Annotated in this window: 19 protein-coding genes, 1 tRNA gene and 1 pseudogene; 16 read left to right on the top strand and 5 right to left on the bottom strand. The window is 71.7% G+C overall.

Annotated features, from left to right (window positions below; genetic code table 11):
- Positions 1-46 precede the first annotated feature (46 nt).
- The 3 genes from ACGFZS_RS14370 to ACGFZS_RS14360 all read right to left on the bottom strand — a co-directional run bounded on the left by ACGFZS_RS14370 (position 47) and on the right by ACGFZS_RS14360 (position 3,802).
- Positions 47-754 carry a response regulator transcription factor gene (locus ACGFZS_RS14370; RefSeq protein WP_365692427.1) on the bottom strand — a complete coding sequence of 236 codons (708 nt, stop codon included), beginning with the start codon at positions 752-754 and terminating at the stop codon, positions 47-49.
- Between the two features lie 304 nt (positions 755-1,058).
- Entirely contained in the window at positions 1,059-2,417 is a 1,359-nt protein-coding gene (locus ACGFZS_RS14365; RefSeq protein ID WP_393795291.1) for a sensor histidine kinase, read from the bottom strand.
- A 185-nt stretch (positions 2,418-2,602) separates the two neighbouring features.
- On the bottom strand, positions 2,603-3,802 hold the full coding sequence (locus tag ACGFZS_RS14360) for a sensor histidine kinase (RefSeq protein ID WP_393795290.1): 1,200 nt from the start codon (positions 3,800-3,802) through the stop codon (positions 2,603-2,605).
- 238 nt (positions 3,803-4,040) lie between these two features.
- On the opposite strand from ACGFZS_RS14360, the gene ACGFZS_RS14355 reads away from it, so the two are divergent.
- The 13 genes and pseudogenes from ACGFZS_RS14355 to ACGFZS_RS14295 all read left to right on the top strand — a co-directional run bounded on the left by ACGFZS_RS14355 (position 4,041) and on the right by ACGFZS_RS14295 (position 16,324).
- Complete coding sequence (locus ACGFZS_RS14355; protein WP_355709555.1) at positions 4,041-4,451, top strand: NADH-quinone oxidoreductase subunit A; 411 nt, start codon at positions 4,041-4,043, stop codon at positions 4,449-4,451.
- Positions 4,442-5,056 carry an NADH-quinone oxidoreductase subunit B gene (locus ACGFZS_RS14350; protein WP_393795289.1) on the top strand — a complete coding sequence of 205 codons (615 nt, stop codon included), beginning with the start codon at positions 4,442-4,444 and terminating at the stop codon, positions 5,054-5,056. Before ACGFZS_RS14355 ends, ACGFZS_RS14350 begins: the two co-directional genes overlap by 10 nt.
- Positions 5,053-6,450, top strand: a complete 1,398-nt coding sequence (locus ACGFZS_RS14345) for an NADH-quinone oxidoreductase subunit C (protein ID WP_393795288.1) — start codon at positions 5,053-5,055, stop codon at positions 6,448-6,450. Before ACGFZS_RS14350 ends, ACGFZS_RS14345 begins: the two co-directional genes overlap by 4 nt.
- The gene (locus tag ACGFZS_RS14340; RefSeq protein WP_393795287.1) at positions 6,447-7,415 is read left to right on the top strand and encodes an NADH-quinone oxidoreductase subunit H; all 969 of its coding nucleotides are present in this window, start codon (positions 6,447-6,449) and stop codon (positions 7,413-7,415) included. The genes ACGFZS_RS14345 and ACGFZS_RS14340 overlap by 4 nt, the downstream gene beginning before the upstream one ends.
- A gap of 2 nt (positions 7,416-7,417) precedes the next feature.
- A complete protein-coding gene (locus ACGFZS_RS14335) occupies positions 7,418-8,035 on the top strand; it encodes a NuoI/complex I 23 kDa subunit family protein (RefSeq protein ID WP_393795286.1) in 618 nt (205 codons plus the stop codon).
- Positions 8,032-8,673: an NADH-quinone oxidoreductase subunit J gene (locus ACGFZS_RS14330; RefSeq protein WP_359210429.1), complete on the top strand. Its 642-nt coding sequence runs from the start codon at positions 8,032-8,034 to the stop codon at positions 8,671-8,673. The genes ACGFZS_RS14335 and ACGFZS_RS14330 overlap by 4 nt, the downstream gene beginning before the upstream one ends.
- Entirely contained in the window at positions 8,673-9,050 is a 378-nt protein-coding gene (gene nuoK / locus ACGFZS_RS14325) for an NADH-quinone oxidoreductase subunit NuoK (RefSeq protein ID WP_359210432.1), read from the top strand. The genes ACGFZS_RS14330 and nuoK overlap by 1 nt, the downstream gene beginning before the upstream one ends.
- The gene (locus ACGFZS_RS14320; RefSeq protein ID WP_393795285.1) at positions 9,047-11,041 is read left to right on the top strand and encodes an NADH-quinone oxidoreductase subunit L; all 1,995 of its coding nucleotides are present in this window, start codon (positions 9,047-9,049) and stop codon (positions 11,039-11,041) included. Before nuoK ends, ACGFZS_RS14320 begins: the two co-directional genes overlap by 4 nt.
- 6 nt (positions 11,042-11,047) lie before the next feature.
- Complete coding sequence (locus ACGFZS_RS14315; protein WP_393795284.1) at positions 11,048-12,622, top strand: NADH-quinone oxidoreductase subunit M; 1,575 nt, start codon at positions 11,048-11,050, stop codon at positions 12,620-12,622.
- Positions 12,619-14,142 (top strand): NADH-quinone oxidoreductase subunit N, encoded by a 1,524-nt coding sequence (locus ACGFZS_RS14310; RefSeq protein ID WP_393795283.1) that lies wholly within the window; start codon positions 12,619-12,621, stop codon positions 14,140-14,142. Before ACGFZS_RS14315 ends, ACGFZS_RS14310 begins: the two co-directional genes overlap by 4 nt.
- Positions 14,143-14,392: 250 nt before the next feature.
- Positions 14,393-15,256 (top strand): zinc metalloprotease HtpX, encoded by an 864-nt coding sequence (htpX, locus tag ACGFZS_RS14305; protein WP_355709537.1) that lies wholly within the window; start codon positions 14,393-14,395, stop codon positions 15,254-15,256.
- Entirely contained in the window at positions 15,253-15,645 is a 393-nt protein-coding gene (locus ACGFZS_RS14300; protein ID WP_351487190.1) for a YccF domain-containing protein, read from the top strand. The genes htpX and ACGFZS_RS14300 overlap by 4 nt, the downstream gene beginning before the upstream one ends.
- Positions 15,646-15,755: 110 nt before the next feature.
- A pseudogene (locus ACGFZS_RS14295) lies at positions 15,756-16,324 on the top strand (SMI1/KNR4 family protein).
- A 53-nt stretch (positions 16,325-16,377) separates the two neighbouring features.
- On the opposite strand, the gene ACGFZS_RS14290 reads toward ACGFZS_RS14295, so the two are convergent.
- Complete coding sequence (locus tag ACGFZS_RS14290) at positions 16,378-17,622, bottom strand: APC family permease (protein WP_393795282.1); 1,245 nt, start codon at positions 17,620-17,622, stop codon at positions 16,378-16,380.
- A gap of 188 nt (positions 17,623-17,810) precedes the next feature.
- Here ACGFZS_RS14290 and ACGFZS_RS14285 point away from each other — a divergent pair, with 188 nt between their 5' ends.
- Positions 17,811-18,077 (top strand): GlsB/YeaQ/YmgE family stress response membrane protein, encoded by a 267-nt coding sequence (locus ACGFZS_RS14285; protein ID WP_355709529.1) that lies wholly within the window; start codon positions 17,811-17,813, stop codon positions 18,075-18,077.
- A gap of 88 nt (positions 18,078-18,165) precedes the next feature.
- Here the strand turns inward: ACGFZS_RS14285 and ACGFZS_RS14280 are convergent, their stop codons facing one another.
- Positions 18,166-18,654, bottom strand: coding sequence for a YajQ family cyclic di-GMP-binding protein (locus tag ACGFZS_RS14280; protein WP_355729577.1), 489 nt, complete (start codon positions 18,652-18,654; stop codon positions 18,166-18,168).
- 227 nt (positions 18,655-18,881) lie between these two features.
- Between ACGFZS_RS14280 and ACGFZS_RS14275 the strand changes: the two genes are divergently transcribed.
- Both ACGFZS_RS14275 and ACGFZS_RS14270 read left to right on the top strand, forming a co-directional pair.
- Positions 18,882-18,963: transfer RNA gene (locus ACGFZS_RS14275), tRNA-Tyr, on the top strand.
- Positions 18,964-19,146: 183 nt separating this feature from the next.
- A complete protein-coding gene (locus ACGFZS_RS14270; protein WP_355729579.1) occupies positions 19,147-19,359 on the top strand; it encodes a hypothetical protein in 213 nt (70 codons plus the stop codon).
- Positions 19,360-19,410: the final 51 nt, after the last annotated feature.

Raw genomic sequence — 19,410 nt, 5'->3', positions numbered from 1 at the left:
CCTCCCGCTGGCCGCCTTCCGGTGCCGACACGGTGCCGTCGGCCCGTCAGGAGTTCAGATAGGTCAGAACGGCCAGAACGCGCCGGTGATCCCCGTCGCTCTGGGACAGCCCCAGTTTGAGGAAGATGTTGCTGACGTGCTTCTCGACGGCTCCGTCGCTCACGACCAGCTGCCGCGCGATCGCCGAGTTCGTCCGCCCCTCGGCCATCAGCCCCAGCACCTCCCGCTCCCGCGGGGTCAGCCCGGCCAGCACGTCCTGCTTGCGGCTGCGCCCGAGCAGCTGCGCGACCACCTCGGGATCGAGCGCCGTACCGCCCTCGGCGACCCGCACGACGGCGTCCACGAACTCCCGCACGTCGGCGACCCGGTCCTTCAGCAGATAGCCCACACCGCGACTGGAACCGGCCAGCAGTTCGGTGGCGTAGCGCTCCTCCACGTACTGCGACAGCACCAGCACCCCGAGCTGCGGATGCGCCTTCCGCAGCCGTACGGCCGCTCGCACGCCCTCGTCGGTGTGCGTCGGCGGCATCCGTACGTCCGCCACCACCACGTCCGGCATCGCGCCCTGCGCGTCCAGATCGGCGATGGTCTTGACCAGCGCGTCCGCGTCGCCGACGCCCGCGACGACGTCATGTCCCCGGTCGGTCAGCAGCCGGGTCAGCCCCTCTCGGAGCAGCACGGAATCCTCGGCGATGACCACCCGCACCCTGTCCTCCACGATCTTCCGGCCCCCCACACCCCGTCCGGCGTACATGCCTGCCCTGTCCGGAAGTCCAGCATTCCAGCATTCGGATCGGCGTGCGTCGGAGTACGGCGAGCCGGCGAGTCAATTCAGGCCGTCCGGCGTCCGAGGACGAGGTGTCCGGGCCGAAACCGGGGCCAGGGGCGACAGCCCTCCGAACAGGGGAGGAGGCCTCCGGAGGACGGGACGGAGAAGCGGGCCGGAGGCCTGGACGCCGGGCCAAGGGCCTGGGGACGGATGGCGGGCGTCAAGGACCTGGGGACGGATGGCGGGCGTCAGGGGCCTGGGGACGGACGGCGGCCCGCGCGTCCCGGCCTCAGCGCCGCCAGGGCAGCTCCGCCGTCACCCGGGTCGGCCCGCCCGCCGGTGAGTCCACCACGAGGATCCCGTCGACCGCGTCCAGCCGCTCGGCCAGCCCCGCGAGCCCCGACCCCTTGGCCGTGTCCGCGCCGCCCACGCCGTCGTCCGTGACCTGCAGCATCAGCCGGTCCTCGCTGCGCCACACGTCCACGGCCGCCGCGGTCGCCCGCGCGTGCTTGCTGATGTTCTGCAGCAGCTCGGACACGGTGAAGTACGCGATCCCCTCGATCGCCGCCGCCGGCCGCTCCACCAGGTCGACCTCCACCTGCACCGGCACCGTGCACCGGGCGGCCACCGAGGACAGCGCCGCGTCCAGCCCCCGGTCGGTCAGCACGGCGGGATGGATGCCGCGGGCCAGGTCCCGCAGCTCCTGCAGCGCGGTCTTCACCTCGCCGTGCGCCTCGTCCACCATCCGCGCGGCGGCCCGCGGATCCTCCTGCAGCTTCTCCTTCGCCAGACCGAGCCCCATCGCCAGGTTGACGAGACGGGCCTGCGCGCCGTCGTGCAGATCCCGTTCGATCCGCCGCAGGTCGGCGGCCGCCGTGTCGACGACGACTCCCCGGTCCGACTCCAGCTCCACCACGCGCGACGCCAGCTTCGACGGCCCGAGCAGCCCCCGCACCATCACCCGGTCCACCAGCGTCAGCGCCCGTACGATCCACGGCGTGGCCAGCGTGAACAGCAGCCCCACCAGCGCGGTCACGGTGATCTCGAAGGGGTTGTCGAGGTAGACGCTGTGGTGGGCGTCGCCGTACAGCTGGATGCCGCCCTGGCCGACCCACATCGGGAAGACCCAGAACCACAACGGGTACGTCAGCAGCGCCCAGCCGTACGCCCAGAAGTTCAGCGCGACCACGAAGGAGAACGTCGACCAGGGGAACTGCAGGACCGCGTAGAGCAGATGCCGCCAGGACGTGCCGCTCTTCAGCACCGCCCCCATCCAGGCGAAGAAACCCGGCTTGCGCATCCGCAGCGGCTCCGGGTCGGCCACCTCCAGCTTCAGCAGCCCACGCGCGCGTGCCCGCTCCAGCGCCCCGAAGCCCCGGCACCCGGCGAGGGCCACCGCCAGCAGCGGGATCCCGATGAAAGTCACCAGCAGACCGACACCGAGGGACAGCATCGTCACCGTCCACACGAACAGCGTGGCGCCGATCGGAAAGCCCAGCAGCACATAGCCGAACTCACGCCAGCTGCGCCCCTCGAACGGTGCCCGCAGCACGGCGGGCACCCGGTGCCGACGCTCGCCGTACGGCTCGTACAGCCCGTGGTCGTACCCGTGGTCCTGCCCGTACCCGTGTCCGTACTCCGTGGCCATCGGCGTCGTCCCGTCCCGTCCTGTCCCGGCTCGCCCCATCGGCGTCGTCCCGTCCTGCCGTACCTCCACCCTGCTGTCTCGCAGGTCCACGGACCATGGAGGCCGTCGGCGTCTTGGAAGGGGGGTTTTCCCCACCCCTCTCTTTCGTTCCCTTCCGCCCTGCGGGTCCGTTCCACGCGTCCGTTCTACGAGCGGTCGCGCCAGGGCAGCTCGGCGGTGACCGTCGTAGGACCGCCGGCCGGCGAGTCGACGACGAACAGGCCGTCCACCGCGCCCAGGCGGTCCGCGAGCCCGCGCATTCCGCTGCCGCCGTCCAGGTTCGCGCCGCCGCGCCCGTCGTCCCGCACCTGGATCAGCAGCCGGTCCTCGGTCCGCCACACCTCGACCGAGGCCGTACGCGCCCCGCTGTGCTTGCTGATGTTCTGCAGCAGCTCGGAGACGGTGAAGTAGGCGATGCCCTCGATCGCGGGCGCCGGTCTGGACGGCAGGTCGGCGGTCACTTGCACCGGCACCGTGCAGCGCGAGGCCACCGAGGACAGCGCCGCGTCCAGCCCGCGGTCGGTCAGCACCGCCGGATGGATGCCCCGGGCGAGGTCCCGCAGCTCCTGGAGAGCGAGCTTCACCTCGCCGTGCGCCTCCTCGACCATCACGGCGGCCGAGTCGGGATCCTCCAGCAGCTTCTCCTTCGCCAGACCGAGCCCCATCGCCAGGTTGACGAGACGGGCCTGCGCGCCGTCGTGCAGATCCCGTTCGATCCGCCGCAGGTCGGCGGCCGCCGTGTCGACGACTACCCCCCGGTCCGACTCCAGCTCCGCGATCCGGCGCTCCAGTTCGTCGGAGGGCGACAGCAGCCCGCGGACCATGGCCCGGTCCGCGTTCGACAGCCCGCGCGCGATGAACGGCAGCACCGGCCACAGCACGAACAACGAGGTCAGCGTGGTACAGAACGTGAGGATGCCCCACGGCAGCCGGATGAAGTCGTACAGCAGCGTCCGCCAGGCCACCGGATCCTTCAGCGTCATCCACAGCCGCTGCGTGCCCGCGCCGCGCTTGGCCAACGGCAGCGGAGTCGGCTCCTCCACCCGCACCCCGAGCAGCGCACGCGCGCGTGCCCGCTCCAGCTTCCCCAGCTGCCGGGCCCCCAGCAGGGTCGCGGCGAGCAGGGGTATGCCGATCACCGTCAGCGTCAGTACGCCGCTCACCCACAGCGTCGTGCTGACGTAGACGAAGCCGAGCAGCGCCATCGGCAGGTTCAGCAGAAGGTGCGCGATCTCCTTCCAGGTGTGGCCGTCGTAGGCGAAGCGCACGGGCGGCAGCCGCTCGGGGTCTTCTCTCCCGTCGACGCCGTCGACGGAGCCGGGGGATCGTGGTGCTGGTGCGGTCATATGCGCCAGCGTGCCGTGTGCCGTGGCGCCGCGCCATGGAGTTCGCCGCCCGGGTCGGACGGGGGAAAACCCCACCACCGGCTCCGGTGCCGAGTCCCACCGTGTGACGGCCTGCTTACCGTGTCTTTATCAGGGCCTAGACTCCCGTGCGTACAGATCGTCGAATCAAGAGTTGACTGAGGTCACGACAGCGGACCGGGTCAGGTCTGCTGTCTGTCGAGGGAGCGAGGGACGGGCAATGCGGGAGACGGTGGGTGGTGAGCCGACCGTGGTCGTCGCGGCGGGCTACTTCGCGTCCTACTCGGTCGTGGGACTGCTGGCACTCGTCGGCGTGCTCTTCGTCGCCGTCGCCTTCGGGGCCGGCCGGCTGCTGCGCCCGGTGGTCCCCACGCCCGAGAAACTCCTCACCTACGAGTGCGGAGTCGACCCCGTCGGCGAGGGCTGGGCCCACACCCAGGTCCGCTACTACGTCTACGCCTTCCTCTACGTCATCTTCGCCGTCGACTCGATCTTCCTGTTCCCCTGGGCGACGGTCTTCGCCGCCCCCGGCTACGGCGCCACCACGCTCGTGGAGATGTTCGTCTTCCTCGGCTTCCTCGCCGTCGGCCTGCTGTACGCATACAAGAAGGGCGTCCTGACATGGACGTGACGCCGGAGCCTCTGCCGACGCCGGAACCCGTGCCGCTGCCGGAGCCGAAGCGGCTGGGCACGCTCGCCCGCCTCGCCCCCGAGCCGATGAAGGTCGTCCTCAACTGGGGCCGCCGCTACTCGCTCTGGGTCTTCAACTTCGGCCTCGCCTGCTGCGCGATCGAGTTCATCGCCGCGTCGATGGCCCGCCACGACTTCATCCGCCTCGGCGTGATCCCCTTCGCGCCGGGCCCCCGCCAGGCCGACCTGATGGTGGTCTCGGGCACGGTCACCGACAAGATGGCCCCGGCGGTCAAGCGCCTGTACGAGCAGATGCCCGAGCCGAAGTACGTCATCTCCTTCGGTGCCTGCTCCAACTGCGGCGGCCCCTACTGGGACTCCTACTCGGTCACCAAGGGCGTCGACCAGATCATCCCCGTCGACGTCTACGTCCCCGGCTGCCCGCCCCGCCCCGAGGCCCTCCTCCAGGGCATCCTCAAACTCCAGGAGAAGATCGCCGCCGAGTCCCTGGGCGAGCGGTACGGCACCTCCCGCCCCTCCACCGCGGCCCTCCAGAGCGGCCTGGTGCTCCCGCCGGCTCCCACGGGAGAGGGAGACGCGCGATGACGGCCCCGACCGGCTGGCTGCCGGCCCCCGTCGAGGAACTCTTCGGTACGGACGCGACCGCGGAGGAGTCCTACGAGGTCCTGACCGTCGACGTCCCTCCCGCCTCCTGGCTCACCGCCCTGGAGACCGCCCGTACGATCCTCACCTGCACCTACTTCGACTGGCTGAGCGCGGTCGACGAACCCGGCACCGGCTTCCGCGTCTCCGCCCACGTCGTCGCCCTCGCCCCGGTCCGCCGACTGCTCCTGCGCACCACGGTGCCGCACGCCGCCCCCGAACTCCCGTCCGCCGTCGGCGTCTACGCGGGCGCCCGCTGGCACGAACGCGAGACCCACGAGATGTTCGGAGTCCGCTTCACCGGCCACCCCGGCCTCGACCACCTCCTTCTCCCGGAGACCTTCGAAGGCCACCCCCTGCGCAAGGACTTCGTCCTCGCCGCCCGCGTCGCCAAGGCCTGGCCCGGCGCCAAGGAGCCCGGCGAGTCCGACCACGGCGGCCCCAGGCGCCGCCAGATGCTCCCCCCGGGCGTCCCCGACCCCAACGAGTGGGGCCCCCTGAAGGGCCAACTCCCCCCTGCCCCCGCCCGCCCGGCACGAGCCGCGGCAGGACGCGCCGCCGGCGAACGCCCGGCCCGCGCGGCCGCTGCGGCCGGTGATCGTCCGGTACGGCGTACGCGCACGGCCGCGGAAGGCTCGGTCGGCCAGGAGCCCGCCGCGCCGGAAGCGGCTGAGGGCGCACAGCCGACGGCGGCATCGGCGCGCCGGGCCCGCAGCGCGAGCGAGGGATCCGCGACACAGCGGACCGCTCCCGGCGACCAGCCACCGGCGGCCCCGCGCCGGGCGCGCAGCGCCGGTGAGGGGTCCGCTTCGCAGCGGGAGGCATCCCCCGCCGAGGAGACCGCCCCGCAGGAGGAGCCGCCGGCCGCCCCCCGGGGCCCGCGCCGGGCACGCACCGCCTCGGGCGGCTCCGCCTCCCAGCGCGCCCAGGACACGGCACATATGGCACCTACGGCACCACCGACGGAACCGGCCACCCCGACCACGCCCCAGGGCACCCCGGCCACGCCGCAGGTCACCCCGCCCGGCCCCTCGGCCCCGCGCGGCTCGGACGCCCCGTGGCACCACGCCCGCCCCGCCTTCGACGAACCCGAGGCGGGAGAGCGGCCGGGGACTGCCACCCCCGAGCCGACGGAGACGGAGGAGGCCGGGCCCACGTCGGAGGAGGCCGGGCCCACGGCGGACGAGTCCGAGCCCACGTCGGAGGAGTCCGGGCCCATCTCAGACGAGTCCGGGCCCACTTCGGAGGAGCCGCGCCCGGCTCCCGACAACCCCGACGCCGACCCCGGGCAACCTTCCGCTCCCCGCGACGACCACCGCCCAGGAGGCCCGCAGTGAACGACGCCCTGGACGTCGCCCTGCGACTTCTCGTCGTGTTCGTCGTCTTCCTCACCTTCCCCCTGATCGTCGGTCAGACCGAGCACAAGGTGATGGCCCATATGCAGGGCCGCCTCGGCCCGATGTACGCCGGTGGCTTCCACGGCTGGGCCCAGCTCATCGCCGACGGCGTGAAGTTCGCGCAGAAGGAGGACGTGGTCCCGGCGGGCGCGGACCGGCGTATCTTCCAGCTGGCCCCCGCCGTGGCGCTCCTCCCGTATCTGCTCGTGCTGCTCGCCATCCCGATCGGCCCGGGCGAGGGCGCCGTCGGCCAGGTCCTGGACGCCGGTGTCTTCTTCGTACTGGCCGTGATGGGCATCGGCGTCCTCGGCTCGCTCATGGCCGGCTGGGCCAGTGCCAACAAGTTCTCCCTCCTCGGCGGTCTGCGTACCGCCGCCCAGCTTCTCGCCTACGAACTCCCCATGCTGCTCGCCGCCGCCTCCGTGGCGATGGCGGCCGGCACGGTCTCCCTGCCCGGCATCGTCGCCGCCTTCCACTGGTGGTGGCTGCCCTGGCAGATCACCGGCGGACTGGTCTTCTTCATCGCCGGCCTCGCGGAGCTCCAGCGGCCGCCGTTCGACATGCCCGTCGCCGACTCGGAGATCATCTTCGGCGCGTACACCGAGTACACCGGCCTGCGCTTCGCGCTGTTCCTGCTCGCCGAGTACGCCGGGATCGTCGTCCTGTGCGGACTGACCACCGTCCTGTTCCTCGGCGGCTGGCACGGCCCGTGGGGCGCCGACGGCCTCGGCTGGCTGTGGACCCTGCTGAAGACGGCGATCCTCGCCTTCGTCGTGATCTGGCTCCGCGTGACCTACCCCCGGCTGCGCGAGGACCAGTTGCAGAAGTTCTCCTGGACCCTCCTCGTCCCCCTCTCTCTCGCCCAGATCGCCCTCACCGGCATCGTCAAGGTGGTGATCTCCTAACCGTGGCTCCCCTTCCCGGCAGCGGCCTCGCCAAGGGCCTGGCCGTCACCCTGCGCACGATGACCCGGAAGTCGGTCACCGAGCAGTACCCGGACGTCCTCCCCGAACTCCCGCCCCGCTCCCGGGGCGTCATCGGCTTGTTCGAGGAGAACTGCACGGTCTGCATGCTCTGCGCCCGTGAGTGCCCCGACTGGTGCATCTACATCGACTCCCACAAGGAGACCGTCCCGGCGGCGACCCCGGGTGGCCGTGAACGCAGCCGCAACGTCCTGGACCGCTTCGCCATCGACTTCTCCCTGTGCATGTACTGCGGTATCTGCATCGAGGTCTGTCCTTTCGACGCGCTGTTCTGGTCCCCGGAGTTCGAGTACGCCGAGACCGACATCCACGAACTCACCCACGAGCGGGACAAGCTCCGCGAGTGGATGTGGACGGTCCCGGCCCCGCCCGCCCTCGACCCCGGCGCGGAGGAACCGAAGGAGATCGCCGCCGCCCGCAAGACCGCCGAGAAGCTCGCGACCGCGCAGGCCGTGCAGAGCGCGCAGGCCGAAGAAGCCGCGCAGGCCTCGCCAGTCGATTCGGCCGCCGACCGTGCCGAGCCGGGGGAGGGGGAGTCGTGAGTCCTCTCGCCCAAGCGCCGCACGGCTTCCTGTCGCCGACCGGTGTGGAGGTGGCCTTCCTGCTCGTCGGGCTGGTCACCTTCGGCGCCGCGCTGATCACGGTCACCACCCGCCAGCTGGTGCACGCCGCCCTGTGGCTGGTGGTCGCCCTCGGCGGTCTCGCCGTCGAGTACCTGCTGCTCACCGCCGAGTTCATCGCCTGGGTGCAGGTCCTCATCTACGTGGGTTCCGTCGTCGTCCTCCTTCTCTTCGGTCTGATGCTCACCAGGGCCCCGATCGGCCGCTCCCCGGACGCCGACTCCGAGAACCGCTGGGTAGCCCTCGCCGTGGCCGTGTCCGCCGCGGCCGCCCTGGTCTGGGTGGTCGTGGACGCCTTCCGCGCCACCTGGATCGACCTGGGCGGCGCCGCCGCCGGCTCGACGAAGGTCACCGGCGCGAGCCTCTTCCAGAACTGGGTCCTGCCCTTCGAGGCCCTCTCCGTCCTCCTCCTCGCGGCCCTGGTCGGCGCGATCGTCCTGTCCCGGAAGGCGAAGGCGGAGTCGGCCCCGCCCCCTGTGAACGGCCGGGCCGTCACGCAGAGTTCCCCTTCGGTCACGGATTCCGGGATTCACCCGATCGAGCAGGAAGGCGCCCGCTGATGCACCTCGCCTATCCCGCCGTCCTCTCCGCTCTCCTCTTCTGCACCGGCCTGTACGGCGTCCTCGCCCGCCGCAACGCGATCCTGGTCCTGATGTCGGTCGAGCTGATGCTCAACGCCGTCAACCTCAACCTGGTCGCCTTCGACGTGTGGCTGAGCAAGGCGGCCCGGGACACCCTGCACTCCGGCCAGGCACTGACCCTGTTCACCATCGCCATCGCCGCCGCCGAGATCGGCATCGGCCTGGCGATCGTCCTCGCCGTCTACCGCAACCGCGGCACCTCCGACATCGACCGGCTCCGCGACACCGCCGAGGGCCACGAGCACGGCTCGCCCACGGACGGGACGGCCGACGAGAAGGCTGAGGCCACCGCGTGACCACGACCACCCTCGCCGTCCTCGTCCCCCTCCTCCCCTTCCTGGCCGCCGTGGCCGGCCTGCTCCTGGGCCGTACGGCTCCCGGGTTCGTCCGCCCGCTCGCGGTCCTGCCGACCCTCGCCGCACTGGCGCTGGCCGTCGCGGTCGCCGTCGACCAGGGCGGCGGCCGGGCCGTCCAGGGCCACACCGAACTCACCCCGACCGGCTCGGTGCCGATCGAACTCGCCCTGTACATCGACGGCTTCGCCGCCCTCGTCGCCGTCCTGGTCGCCTTCGTCGCCACCTGTGTGCAGATCTACTCGACCGGCTATCTGCGCGACGACCCGCGCTACCCCTCGTACGCCGCCCTCGTCTCCCTCTTCACCTCCGCGATGCTGCTGGTCGTCTACTCCGGCGACCTGATCGTGCTGCTGGTCGGTTGGGAAGTCATGGGCATCTGCTCCTACTTCCTCGTCGGCCACTACTGGGAGACCCCCGAGGCGCGCGCCGCCTCCCTCAAGGCCTTCCTGGTCACCAAGCTCGGCGACGTGCCGTTCCTGATCGGCCTGTTCGCGCTGGCCACCGATGCCGGGTCGTTCCGCATCACCACGGTCCTCGCGACCGTCGCGAACGGCGGACTGCACCACCCGGCCCTGGTCGGACTGCTCCTCCTGTGCGGTGTGGCGGGCAAGTCGGCGCAGTTCCCGCTGCACACCTGGCTCCCCGACGCGATGGCCGGCCCGACCCCCGTCTCCGCACTGATCCACGCGGCGACGATGGTCGCCGCCGGCGTCTACTTCGTCGCCCGGCTCCTGCCGGTCTTCGAGGCCTGTGCGGCCGTGATGGTCGTCCTCGCCGCCATGGGCGCCGTCACGATGGTCGGTTCGGGCCTCGCCGCGCTCGCCCAGGACGACATCAAACGCGTCCTCGCCTACTCGACGATCGGCCAGCTCGGCTACATGACCGGCGCCCTCGCCGTCGGCGACCGCGGTGCCGCCGTCTTCCACCTCCTGTCGCACGGCGCCTTCAAGGCGCTGCTGTTCCTCGCGGCCGGTGTGGTCATCCACGCCGCCGGCACCAACTCGCTGGCCGTCATGTCCCGCACCTCCGGTCTGCGCGACCGCGTCCCGGACGCCTACTGGACGATGACCGTGGCGCTGCTCGCGCTCGCCGCGATCCCGCCCTTCAGCGGCTTCTTCTCCAAGGAGTCCGTCCTCGGCGCCGCCGAACACGTCGCCACCGGCCACACCGAGCACGCCCCCGGCGCCGCCGGCTGGATCGTCCTCGTCGCGGGCCTGGTCACCGCCCTGCTCACCGCCGCGTACGCGACCCGGCTGTGGCTGCTGGCCTTCCGCGGCCGCGGAATCGAGGCCCCGGACCACGGCCGGCAGCCGCTGTCGATGACCGTGGTGCTGTGGGTCCTGGCCGTCCCCTCCCTGGCCTTCGGCGGGCTGGCCTACCGCTCGCTGCCCGGCTGGTTCGACGGCCGTGCCCTCGCCCCGACGCTCACCACCTCGATCCTCGGCACCGGCCTTGCGCTGGTCGGCGGACTCGTCACCTACGGCGCCTGGCAGCGCACCAGCGCGCTGGCGGCCCGCACCCCGCTGGGTGCCGTGGCCGCCCACCCGGAGGGCGACGCCGGACTCGTCGAGGCCGAGGCCATCGCCGCCCACGAACCGGCGTTCGGAGACGTGGCCTACGCACCCGACCCGGCGGACCCCGGTCGGCTGCTGCTCGGCCCGCTGCACCGGCACGCCGCCGAGGGCTTCCACCTGGACGCCGTCTACGACGCGCTGTTCGTCCGCCCGGTCCTGGCCGCGGCGAGCCTTGTCCAGTTCCTCGACCGCGAGGTCGTCGACACCTATGTGCGCGGCGCGGGCGCCCTGCCCCGCCTGCTGGGTGCCGCCGTACGGCGTGCCCAGACCGGCAACGTCCAGACCTATGTGAGCGCGCTGCTCGCCGGCACCGTCGTCCTGGCGGTCGCCGTCCTCCTCGTCGCCACGGGAGCGTGAGCAGGCGTGATCGATATCAGCGAGTCCGTGATGCAGTTCCTTCTGGCATTGATCGTCGTCGGCCCGCTTCTCGGCGCCGTCGCCGCCCTGCTCCCCGCCCCGCCCGGGCTGAAGGGGAAGTCGCCCGAGCAGGCCGTGCTCCGGCACGGCGTGACCGTGACCGGCGCGATCCTCATCGCCGCGATCGTCCTCGCGCTCGGCTTCGACCACGACCATCCGTCGAGGATGCAGGCCACGACCGACATCAGCTGGATCCCCGCACTCGACGTGCGCATCCACCTCGGCATCGACGGCATCTCCCTCCCCCTGGTGGTCCTGACCGCGCTGCTGAGCTTCCTCTGCGCGCTCTACTCGTACTTCAACATGCCCGCGGGCCCGTCCCCGAAGGCCTTCGTCGCCCTGCTGCTCGTGCTGGAGGCCGGCACCCTCGCGAGCTTCGCCGTCCTCGACCTGCTGCTGTTCTTCCTCGCGTTCGAGACGGTGCTCATCCCGATGTACTTCCTCATCGCCCGCTGGGGCGGCGCGGGCCGGACCCGGGCCGCCTGGAAGTTCATCCTCTTCACCCTGCTCGGGTCCGTCCTGATGCTGCTGGGCCTGCTCCTGATCGGAATCAAGGCGGGCACCTTCGACATGGTGGCACTCGCCACTGACAACGGCCGGTCGCTGACCACGTCCGTGCAGGTCATCGCCGTTCTGGCGATCGGGATCGGGCTCGCGGTCAAGACCCCGATGTGGCCCCTGCACAGCTGGCTGCCGGACGCCCACACCGCCGCGCCGACCGTCGGCTCGGTGCTGCTGGCCGGCGTGCTGCTGAAGATGGGCACGTACGGGTTCGTCCGGATCCTGCTGCCGGTCGCACCGGACGGATTCCGCACCTTCGCGCCCTACCTCGCCGCCTTCGCCGTCGTCGGGATCATCTATGGATCCCTGGCCTGCCTGAACCTGGCGAAGCGCGGCGCGCGGGGCGACCTCAAACGCCTGATCGCCTACTCCTCCGTCGGCCACATGGGCTTCGTCCTGCTCGGCATCGCCACCATGACCCCGACCGGCGTCAACGGCGCCCTGTTCGCGAACATCGCCCACGGCCTCATCACCGGCCTGCTGTTCTTCCTGGTCGGCGGCCTGAAGGACCGCACCGGCACCACCGACCTCGACACCCTCGCCGAGGAGACCGGCGCCGCGCTCTACGGCAGGGCGCCGCGCCTCGGCGGCCTGCTCGCGTTCGCCGCCGTCGCCTCGCTCGGACTGCCCGGCCTCGCCGGGTTCTGGGGCGAGATGCTGGCCCTGTTCGGCGCGTTCGAGCCGGCCGCAGCCCTGAGCCGCCCGGCCTTCCTGACCTTCATGGCGATCGCGGCCTTCGGAACCCTGCTGACCGCCGCCTACATGCTGGCCGTCGTCCGCCGCGTCTGCATGGGCGCCGCCTCGCGGGAGGTGCCGAAGCTCGCCGACGTCCGTACGTTCGAGTTCGCGGCCTGGACCCCGCTCGTCGTCCTCACCGTCGTCGCCGGACTGTGGCCCAGGGCCCTGCTCGGCCTGACCGACCCGGCCGTGCAGCAGCTCCTCTCAGGAGGCACCCGATGAGCGCCCTGGCCCAGCCGATGGCCGCGAACCTCGTCCAGTCCGTCGACTGGCTCGCCGTCGCGCCACCCACCCTCACCGCGGTCGTCGCACTCGCCGTCCTGGTCGCCGACCTCTTCGTGCCCGAGGCCAGGAAGCCGCTCCTCGGCTGGGTCTCGGTCGCCGGACTCGCCGCCTCCGTTCTCCTGCTGCTGCCGCTCCTCGACCACGACCGCAGCACCTTCTGCCTGACCGGCTCCACGCGCGCGTGCAGCTACACGGCCGACCGGTTCACCCTCGTCGTGCAGCTCCTCGTGCTCGGCGGCGCCCTGCTCACGGCCCTGCTGTCCGTCACCACCCTCAGGGACGGCAACCGCCGCTACCCCCAGGGCGAGTTCTGGTTCCTGCTGCTCTCCTCGGCCGCCGGAGCCGCCCTGCTGCCCGCCTCCCGCGACCTCGCCACCCTGATCGTCGCCCTGGAGGTCGCCTCCCTGCCCGCCTTCGCCCTCGTCGGCATCCGGCACGGCGACGCTAAGTCCTCCGAAGCGGCCCTGAAGTTCTTCCTTTCCTCGGTGACCGCGACCGCCGTCAGCCTCCTGGGCGTCAGCTTCGTGTACGCCACCACCGGCAGCCTCTACCTCACCCAGGTCGCCGACCGCATCCAGCACGTCGACGGACAACTGCACACCCTCGCCCAGGCGGGCGTCGTCCTCACCCTCGTCGGTTTCGCGTTCAAGACGGCCGCCGTCCCCTTCCACTTCTGGGTGCCCGACACCTACGTCGGCGCCCCGCTCCCCATCGCCGCCTACCTGTCGGTCGTCGGCAAGGCCGTCGGCTTCTCCGGCCTGATCCTGGTCACCGTCGTCGCCTTCCCGTCGTACGCCGACGTCTGGGGCCCCGCACTCGCCGCCCTGGCCGCCCTCACCATGACCGTCGGCAACGTGGCCGCCCTGCGCCAGCAGGCCACGCGCGCGTACAGCGCGGTACGGCTGCTCGCCTGGTCGTCGGTCGGGCAGGCCGGCTATCTGCTGGTACCGATCGCCGCCGCCGCGTACACCAAGGACGCCCAGCAGGCCATCGGCTCCACCGTCGCCTACGCCCTCATGTACGCGGCCGTGAACCTCGGCGCCTTCGCGGTGGCCGCCCTGGTGGGCCGTACGAGGGAACTCAACCGGATCACCGACTACCGCGGCCTGTACGCCAGGAACCCGCTCACCGCGCTGCTCCTGGCGTTCTTCCTGCTCTGTCTGGCCGGACTGCCACCCGGCATCATCGGCCTGTTCGCGAAGGTCACCGTCTTCTCGGCCGCCGTCGACGCGGGCCTCGGCTGGCTGGCCGTCGTCATGGCCGTCAACGTCGTGATCGCCCTCTTCTACTACCTCCAGTGGGCGGCCCTGCTGTTCCGCACCCCCGAGGGCGAGCCCGCGCGGCACCACCTCCCGGCGCCGCTCACGGCCGCGCTCGCCCTCACCGGCGCGCTAGGTGTCGCCCTCTCCGGGGCACCGCAGCTGGTACTCCGCTTCGCCGCCACCGGCCTGTTCTGACCCCCGTCCACGCGCGCGTGAAGCCCTTCACGCGCGCGAGCGACCGCCCGCATCCACCCCGCACCCGCCCTCACCCGGACGGCTCACGCGGCGCACAGCGGACACAAGGGAACTAGCGGCCGTCGCCTGGCGTTGACCAGTGCGGGAGGGTCCACTGGACGTGACACCACGACACACCGGTGGCATCACCGATCGGAAGGCAGCAGCGCAGGCAAAGGGTTCCCCTGCCGCACGACTTGGAGGGCGTACCGTGCACCGCCGGCACAACGGACTCAGGACCGCAGTTCTCCTCGGGGGACTGTCGGCACTCATCATCGTCATCGGCAGTTTCTTCGGCCGGACGGGTCTGATCGTCGCGGTCCTCGTCGCCCTCGGCACGAACGCGTACGCGTACTGGAACAGCGACAAACTCGCGCTACGCGCGATGCGCGCGCGTCCGGTGAGCGAGTTCGAGGCCCCGGCCCTGTACCGGATGGTCCGCGAGCTCTCCACCCAGGCCCGCCAGCCCATGCCCCGCCTCTACATCTCCCCGACGGAGGCACCGAACGCCTTCGCGACGGGCCGCAACCCCCGCAACGCCGCCGTGTGCTGCACGGAGGGCATCCTGCGGATCCTGGACGAGCGGGAGCTGCGCGGAGTCATCGGCCACGAGCTCAGCCACGTCTACAACCGCGACATCCTCATCTCGTCGGTCGCCGGCGCCCTCGCCTCGGTGATCATGTTCCTGGTCAACTTCGCCTGGCTGATCCCGGTCGGCCGTTCGGACGACGACGACGGCCCCGGCTTCCTCGGCCTGCTGCTGATCATGATCCTGGGCCCGCTCGCCGCCACCGTCATCCAGCTGGCCATCAGCCGTTCCCGGGAGTACGAGGCGGACGCGTCCGGCGCCCAGCTCACCGGCGACCCGCTCGCCCTCGCCGGCGCCCTGCGCAAGCTGGACGCCGGCACCAAGCAGCTCCCGCTGCCGCCCGAGCCCCGGATCGAGACCGCGAGCCACATGATGATCGCGAACCCCTTCCGTCCGGGCCAGGGACTGTCCAAGATGTTCTCGACGCATCCGCCCATGGCGGAACGGATCGCCCGGCTAGAGAAGATGGCAGGTCGCCCGCAGTGAAGACCATCCTGAACATCATTTGGCTCGTCCTGAGCGGCTTCTGGCTGTTCCTCGGCTACCTGCTGGCGGGCGTGATCCTCTGCATCACGATCATCGGCATTCCCTTTGGCATAGCGGCTTTTCGTATCGGCGTGTACGCCCTGTGGCCCTTCGGGTACACGACCGTCGAGCGGCGTGACGCGGGCGCGCCCTCCTGCGTCGGCAACGTCCTGTGGCTGGTTCTCGCCGGCTGGTGGCTGGCGCTCGCCCACATCGTCACCGGCGTCGCCATGTGCCTCACGATCATCGGGATCCCGTTCGGCATCGCCAACTTCAAGCTGATCCCGGTCTCCCTGCTCCCGCTCGGACGCGAGATCGTGCCCACGGACCAGCCGTTCGCCACCCGCTGACCGCACCTCATCCGGCGCTCCCGGCACCCGAGTTGTCCACAGGTCGGAGCGCCGGCCGAGGTTGTCCACAGGCCGCCCCGATTGTCGGTGGCGGCCTGCATCATGAAGCCATGACCGAGATCGAGCAGTTGCTGACACGGGTGACCGCGCAGGCCGACGACTCACGCCCGTGGGGCTGGCCCACGCTTCCCGCGCCCGTCGACGCCGCCACGCTCGACCGGGCCCGGGAGGCCCTGGGCTTCCCTCTGCCGCCCCTGCTCGCCGCGCTCTACACGCGGGTGGGCGACGGCGGCTTCGGCCCGTCGTACGGCCTGCTGCCCCTGCTCGACGCCGCTCCCTCCGGCGAACCGGTGCCGCCGTCGTCCAGTACCTCACCAACCGCGAGTACGGCCGCAAGAACCCGGAGTGGCCCTGGCCCGAGGGCGTCCTGCCGATATCGCACTGGGGCTGCGGCATGTACGCGTGCGTGGACTGCAGAACCCCGCAGGCCACGGTCCTGCTCTACGAGCCGAACGCCGACGACGCGGACGGCGCCTGGTTCGTGGACGCGCCCGCTCTCACCGACTGGCTGCGCGTCTGGCTGGACGGCACGGGCTGGTACGAGGAGACCGACGAGGGCACGGATCTGGCCCCCTGGGCCGACTTCCGGGTGCGCACCACCGCGGAACAGGCCTCCTGAGAGACCGACCGGGGCTCCACGGGACGCGGCTCCTGCGACGCCGGGAGCGGCGTCTACCCAGCCGCGGCCCGACGTCGTACGGCGTACGCCGCCGCGCCCACCACCAGGACGGCCGCCCCGGCGGCCACCGACGTCAGCGGCAGCGCGAACGCGAGGACCGCGCAGCCCAGCAGCCCCACCAGCGGAACCAGGCGCGCACGCGGTGCCGGGTCGAGCGTCCACGCCGAGGCGTTGGCCACCGCGTAGTACGCCAGCACACCGAAGGAGGAGAAACCGATGGCACCCCGGAGGTCTGCCGTCGCCGCCGCCACGGCGACCACCGCGCCCACGGCCAGCTCCGCACGGTGCGGGACCTGGAAACGCGGGTGCACGGCGGCCAGCGCCGGAGGCAGATGGCCGTCGCGGGCCATGGCGAGCGTGGTCCGTGACACCCCGAGGATCAGCGCCAGCAGCGAGCCGAGCGCGGCCACCGCGGCCCCCGCCCGCACCACGGGAACCAGCCCCGGCACCCCGGCCGCCCGCACCGCTTCGGCCAGCGGCGCGGCTGCCCGCCCGAGCCCGTCCGCGCCCAGCACCGAGAGCACGGCCACCGCCACGCACGCGTACACCACCAGGGTGATACCGAGGGCCAGCGGGATCGCCCGCGGGATGGTGCGTGCCGGGTCCCGCACCTCCTCGCCGAGGGTCGCGATCCGCGCGTAGCCGGCGAACGCGAAGAACAGCAGGCCGGCCGCCTGAAGCAGCCCGCCGATGCCCGCCGACAGCCCGATGTCCAGCCGTCCGGCGTCCGCCTGCCCGGACGTCAGGCAGACGACCACCACGGCGGCCAGGATCGCCAGCACCACGGCCACGATCAGCCGGGTCAGCCACGCGGACTTCTGGATGCCGCCGTAGTTCACGGCGGTCAGCGACACCACGGCCGCGACCGCCACCGCGTGCGCCTGCCCGGGCCAGACGTAGGCGCCCACGGTCAGTGCCATCGCGGCGCAGGACGCCGTCTTCCCGACGACGAACGCCCAGCCCGCGAGGTACCCCCAGAAGGCGCCGAGCCGCTCCCGCCCGTACACGTAGGTGCCGCCCGACTGCGGATACCGTGCGGCGAGGCGGGCCGAGGACATGGCGTTGCAGTAGGCGACCAGGGCGGCGACGGCGAGCCCGGGCAGCAGTGCCGACCCGGCCGCGCGGGCCGCCGGGCCGAGGGCGGAGAACACGCCGGCACCGACCATCGAGCCGAGGCCGACGAGCACGGCATCCCGCACACCGAGCGTGCGCCGCAGAACGGGTGGGGAGGCAGTCATGCGGCGAACCCTACTGATCCACGCAACCGCGCGGCATCGCCCGGTCGTCCTCGTCTTCGACAGGACACGAACAGACGCGCGACGGCCCTGTGCGGACGACTCGGGCAGCCGGTCCGGCACAGCCGGACCAGACCGAAATCACAGGGCCGGAACAGTGCGAACACAGCGCGGAAGGGCAGGTTCAGGACATGGGCATCATCAGCTGGATCATCCTGGGACTGTTGGCCGGCGCCATCGCCAAATTCCTGCTGCCGGGACGTGACCCCGGCGGCTTCATCGGCACGACCCTCATCGGCATCGTGGGTGCGTTCCTCGGCGGCTGGATATCGGCCCGCTGGCTGGACCACCCGATCACCAAGAACTTCTACGACGGCGCGACCTGGGTGGCGGCGATCGGCGGCTCGCTGGTCCTGCTGATCGCCTACCGCCTGCTGTTCGGCAACTCGCGCGACTGAGCGCGCCACGACCACGGCCGGGGGGGGGGGGGGGGGGGGGCCCCCCCCGGGGGGGCCCCCCCCCCCCCCCCCCCCCCGCCGGCGACGACTACCGGTAGTTCACGAACTGGAGGGCGAAGTCGAAGTCCTGGCCCTTCAGGAGGGTGATCACGGCCTGGAGGTCGTCGCGGCTCTTGGAGCTGACCCGCAGTTCGTCGCCCTGGACCTGGGCCTTCACGCCCTTGGGGCCCTCGTCGCGGATGATCTTCGCGACCTTCTTCGCGTTCTCCTGGGAGATGCCCTCCTCGATCGACGCGAAGAGCTTGTACTCCTTGCCGGAGAGCTGCGGCTCACCGGCGTCCAGCGCCTTCAGCGAGATACCGCGCTTGATCAGCTTCGACTGGAAGACGTCGAGGATCGCCTTGACCCGCTCCTCGGAGTTCGCCTCCATCAGGATCTTCTCGCCGGACCAGGCGATCGAGGCGCCCACGCCCTTGAAGTCGTACCGCTGCGAGACCTCCTTCGCGGCCTGGTTGAGGGCGTTGTCGACCTCCTGCCGCTCGACCTTCGAGACGATGTCGAAACTGGAGTCGGCCATGTCCTGTGGCTCCTTGTATCGGGGGGCGTAACGGGGTGCGTTCCGGTACGGGGCGGCGGTCGCCGCGCCCGGTGTGGGGACCGGGCCGCATCCGCACCAGCCTAGCCACCCCGCGTCCCTCGGGCGGCGATCAATCGGGTGGCGAAGCACCCCATGGGATCGGGTATTGTTTACGTCGTTGCCAGGGAGCACCGCCGAAAAGCGGTTCGACTTGGTGGCAAACCCCCGGCGGTGTGCCCGAGCGGCCAAAGGGAGCAGACTGTAAATCTGCCGGCTCAGCCTTCCCAGGTTCGAATCCTGGCGCCGCCACTTTGGGGAAGACCCCCTCCGGACTGTGGAAACACAGACTGGAGGGGGTCTCTTCGTTGTGTCATGGGTTGTGTCCGGTGGGTGCGTGAGGTGATCCACACCGCAGACGCCAGGACCGGCCGCACGGCTCTGGACCCCGGCGGCCCCCGATACGTGCGCCCCGCCCCGGGGCACACTGAACGCATGTCCTCCCGACGCAGAACCTGTCCGGTGTGCCACCGCGAAATCGCCGTCGTCGCGGGCCGCTTCGCGCGCCACGACCCGCCCGGGGCGCGGGAGAGCGGCGACCTGGTCTCCTGCGCCGGCTCGCGCCGGCATGCCCAACTCGGGGCGGTCCAGCCGTCGTTGGACGGCTACGCCGTGCCGGACTTCCCCGGACAGCTGCCGCTGTTCTGACAACACCCGTACGGCTGCCGACCGCTGACACAGTCAGCGGCTGTCACAAGC

It is taken from the genome of Streptomyces sp. NPDC048288 (assembly GCF_043201555.1).
GTDB lineage: Bacteria > Actinomycetota > Actinomycetes > Streptomycetales > Streptomycetaceae > Streptomyces.
Note: the sequence above shows the minus strand (reverse complement) of the source record. Positions and strands in the feature narration are given on the sequence as shown.

Bases quoted from the DNA above. Each gene is read 5' to 3' on its own strand.
- ACGFZS_RS14285 (WP_355709529.1), top strand. From the start codon at position 17,811: ATGGGCATCATCAGCTGGATCATCCTGGGACTGTTGGCCGGCGCCATC.
- ACGFZS_RS14350 (WP_393795289.1), top strand. From the start codon at position 4,442: ATGGACGTGACGCCGGAGCCTCTGCCGACGCCGGAACCCGTGCCGCTG.
- ACGFZS_RS14310 (WP_393795283.1), top strand. From the start codon at position 12,619: ATGAGCGCCCTGGCCCAGCCGATGGCCGCGAACCTCGTCCAGTCCGTC.
- nuoK (WP_359210432.1), top strand. From the start codon at position 8,673: ATGCACCTCGCCTATCCCGCCGTCCTCTCCGCTCTCCTCTTCTGCACC.
- ACGFZS_RS14290 (WP_393795282.1), bottom strand. From the start codon at position 17,622: ATGACTGCCTCCCCACCCGTTCTGCGGCGCACGCTCGGTGTGCGGGAT.
- ACGFZS_RS14355 (WP_355709555.1), top strand. From the start codon at position 4,041: ATGCGGGAGACGGTGGGTGGTGAGCCGACCGTGGTCGTCGCGGCGGGC.
- ACGFZS_RS14270 (WP_355729579.1), top strand. From the start codon at position 19,147: ATGTCCTCCCGACGCAGAACCTGTCCGGTGTGCCACCGCGAAATCGCC.
- ACGFZS_RS14360 (WP_393795290.1), bottom strand. From the start codon at position 3,802: ATGACCGCACCAGCACCACGATCCCCCGGCTCCGTCGACGGCGTCGAC.
- ACGFZS_RS14370 (WP_365692427.1), bottom strand. From the start codon at position 754: ATGTACGCCGGACGGGGTGTGGGGGGCCGGAAGATCGTGGAGGACAGG.
- ACGFZS_RS14345 (WP_393795288.1), top strand. From the start codon at position 5,053: ATGACGGCCCCGACCGGCTGGCTGCCGGCCCCCGTCGAGGAACTCTTC.
- ACGFZS_RS14365 (WP_393795291.1), bottom strand. From the start codon at position 2,417: ATGGCCACGGAGTACGGACACGGGTACGGGCAGGACCACGGGTACGAC.
- ACGFZS_RS14280 (WP_355729577.1), bottom strand. From the start codon at position 18,654: ATGGCCGACTCCAGTTTCGACATCGTCTCGAAGGTCGAGCGGCAGGAG.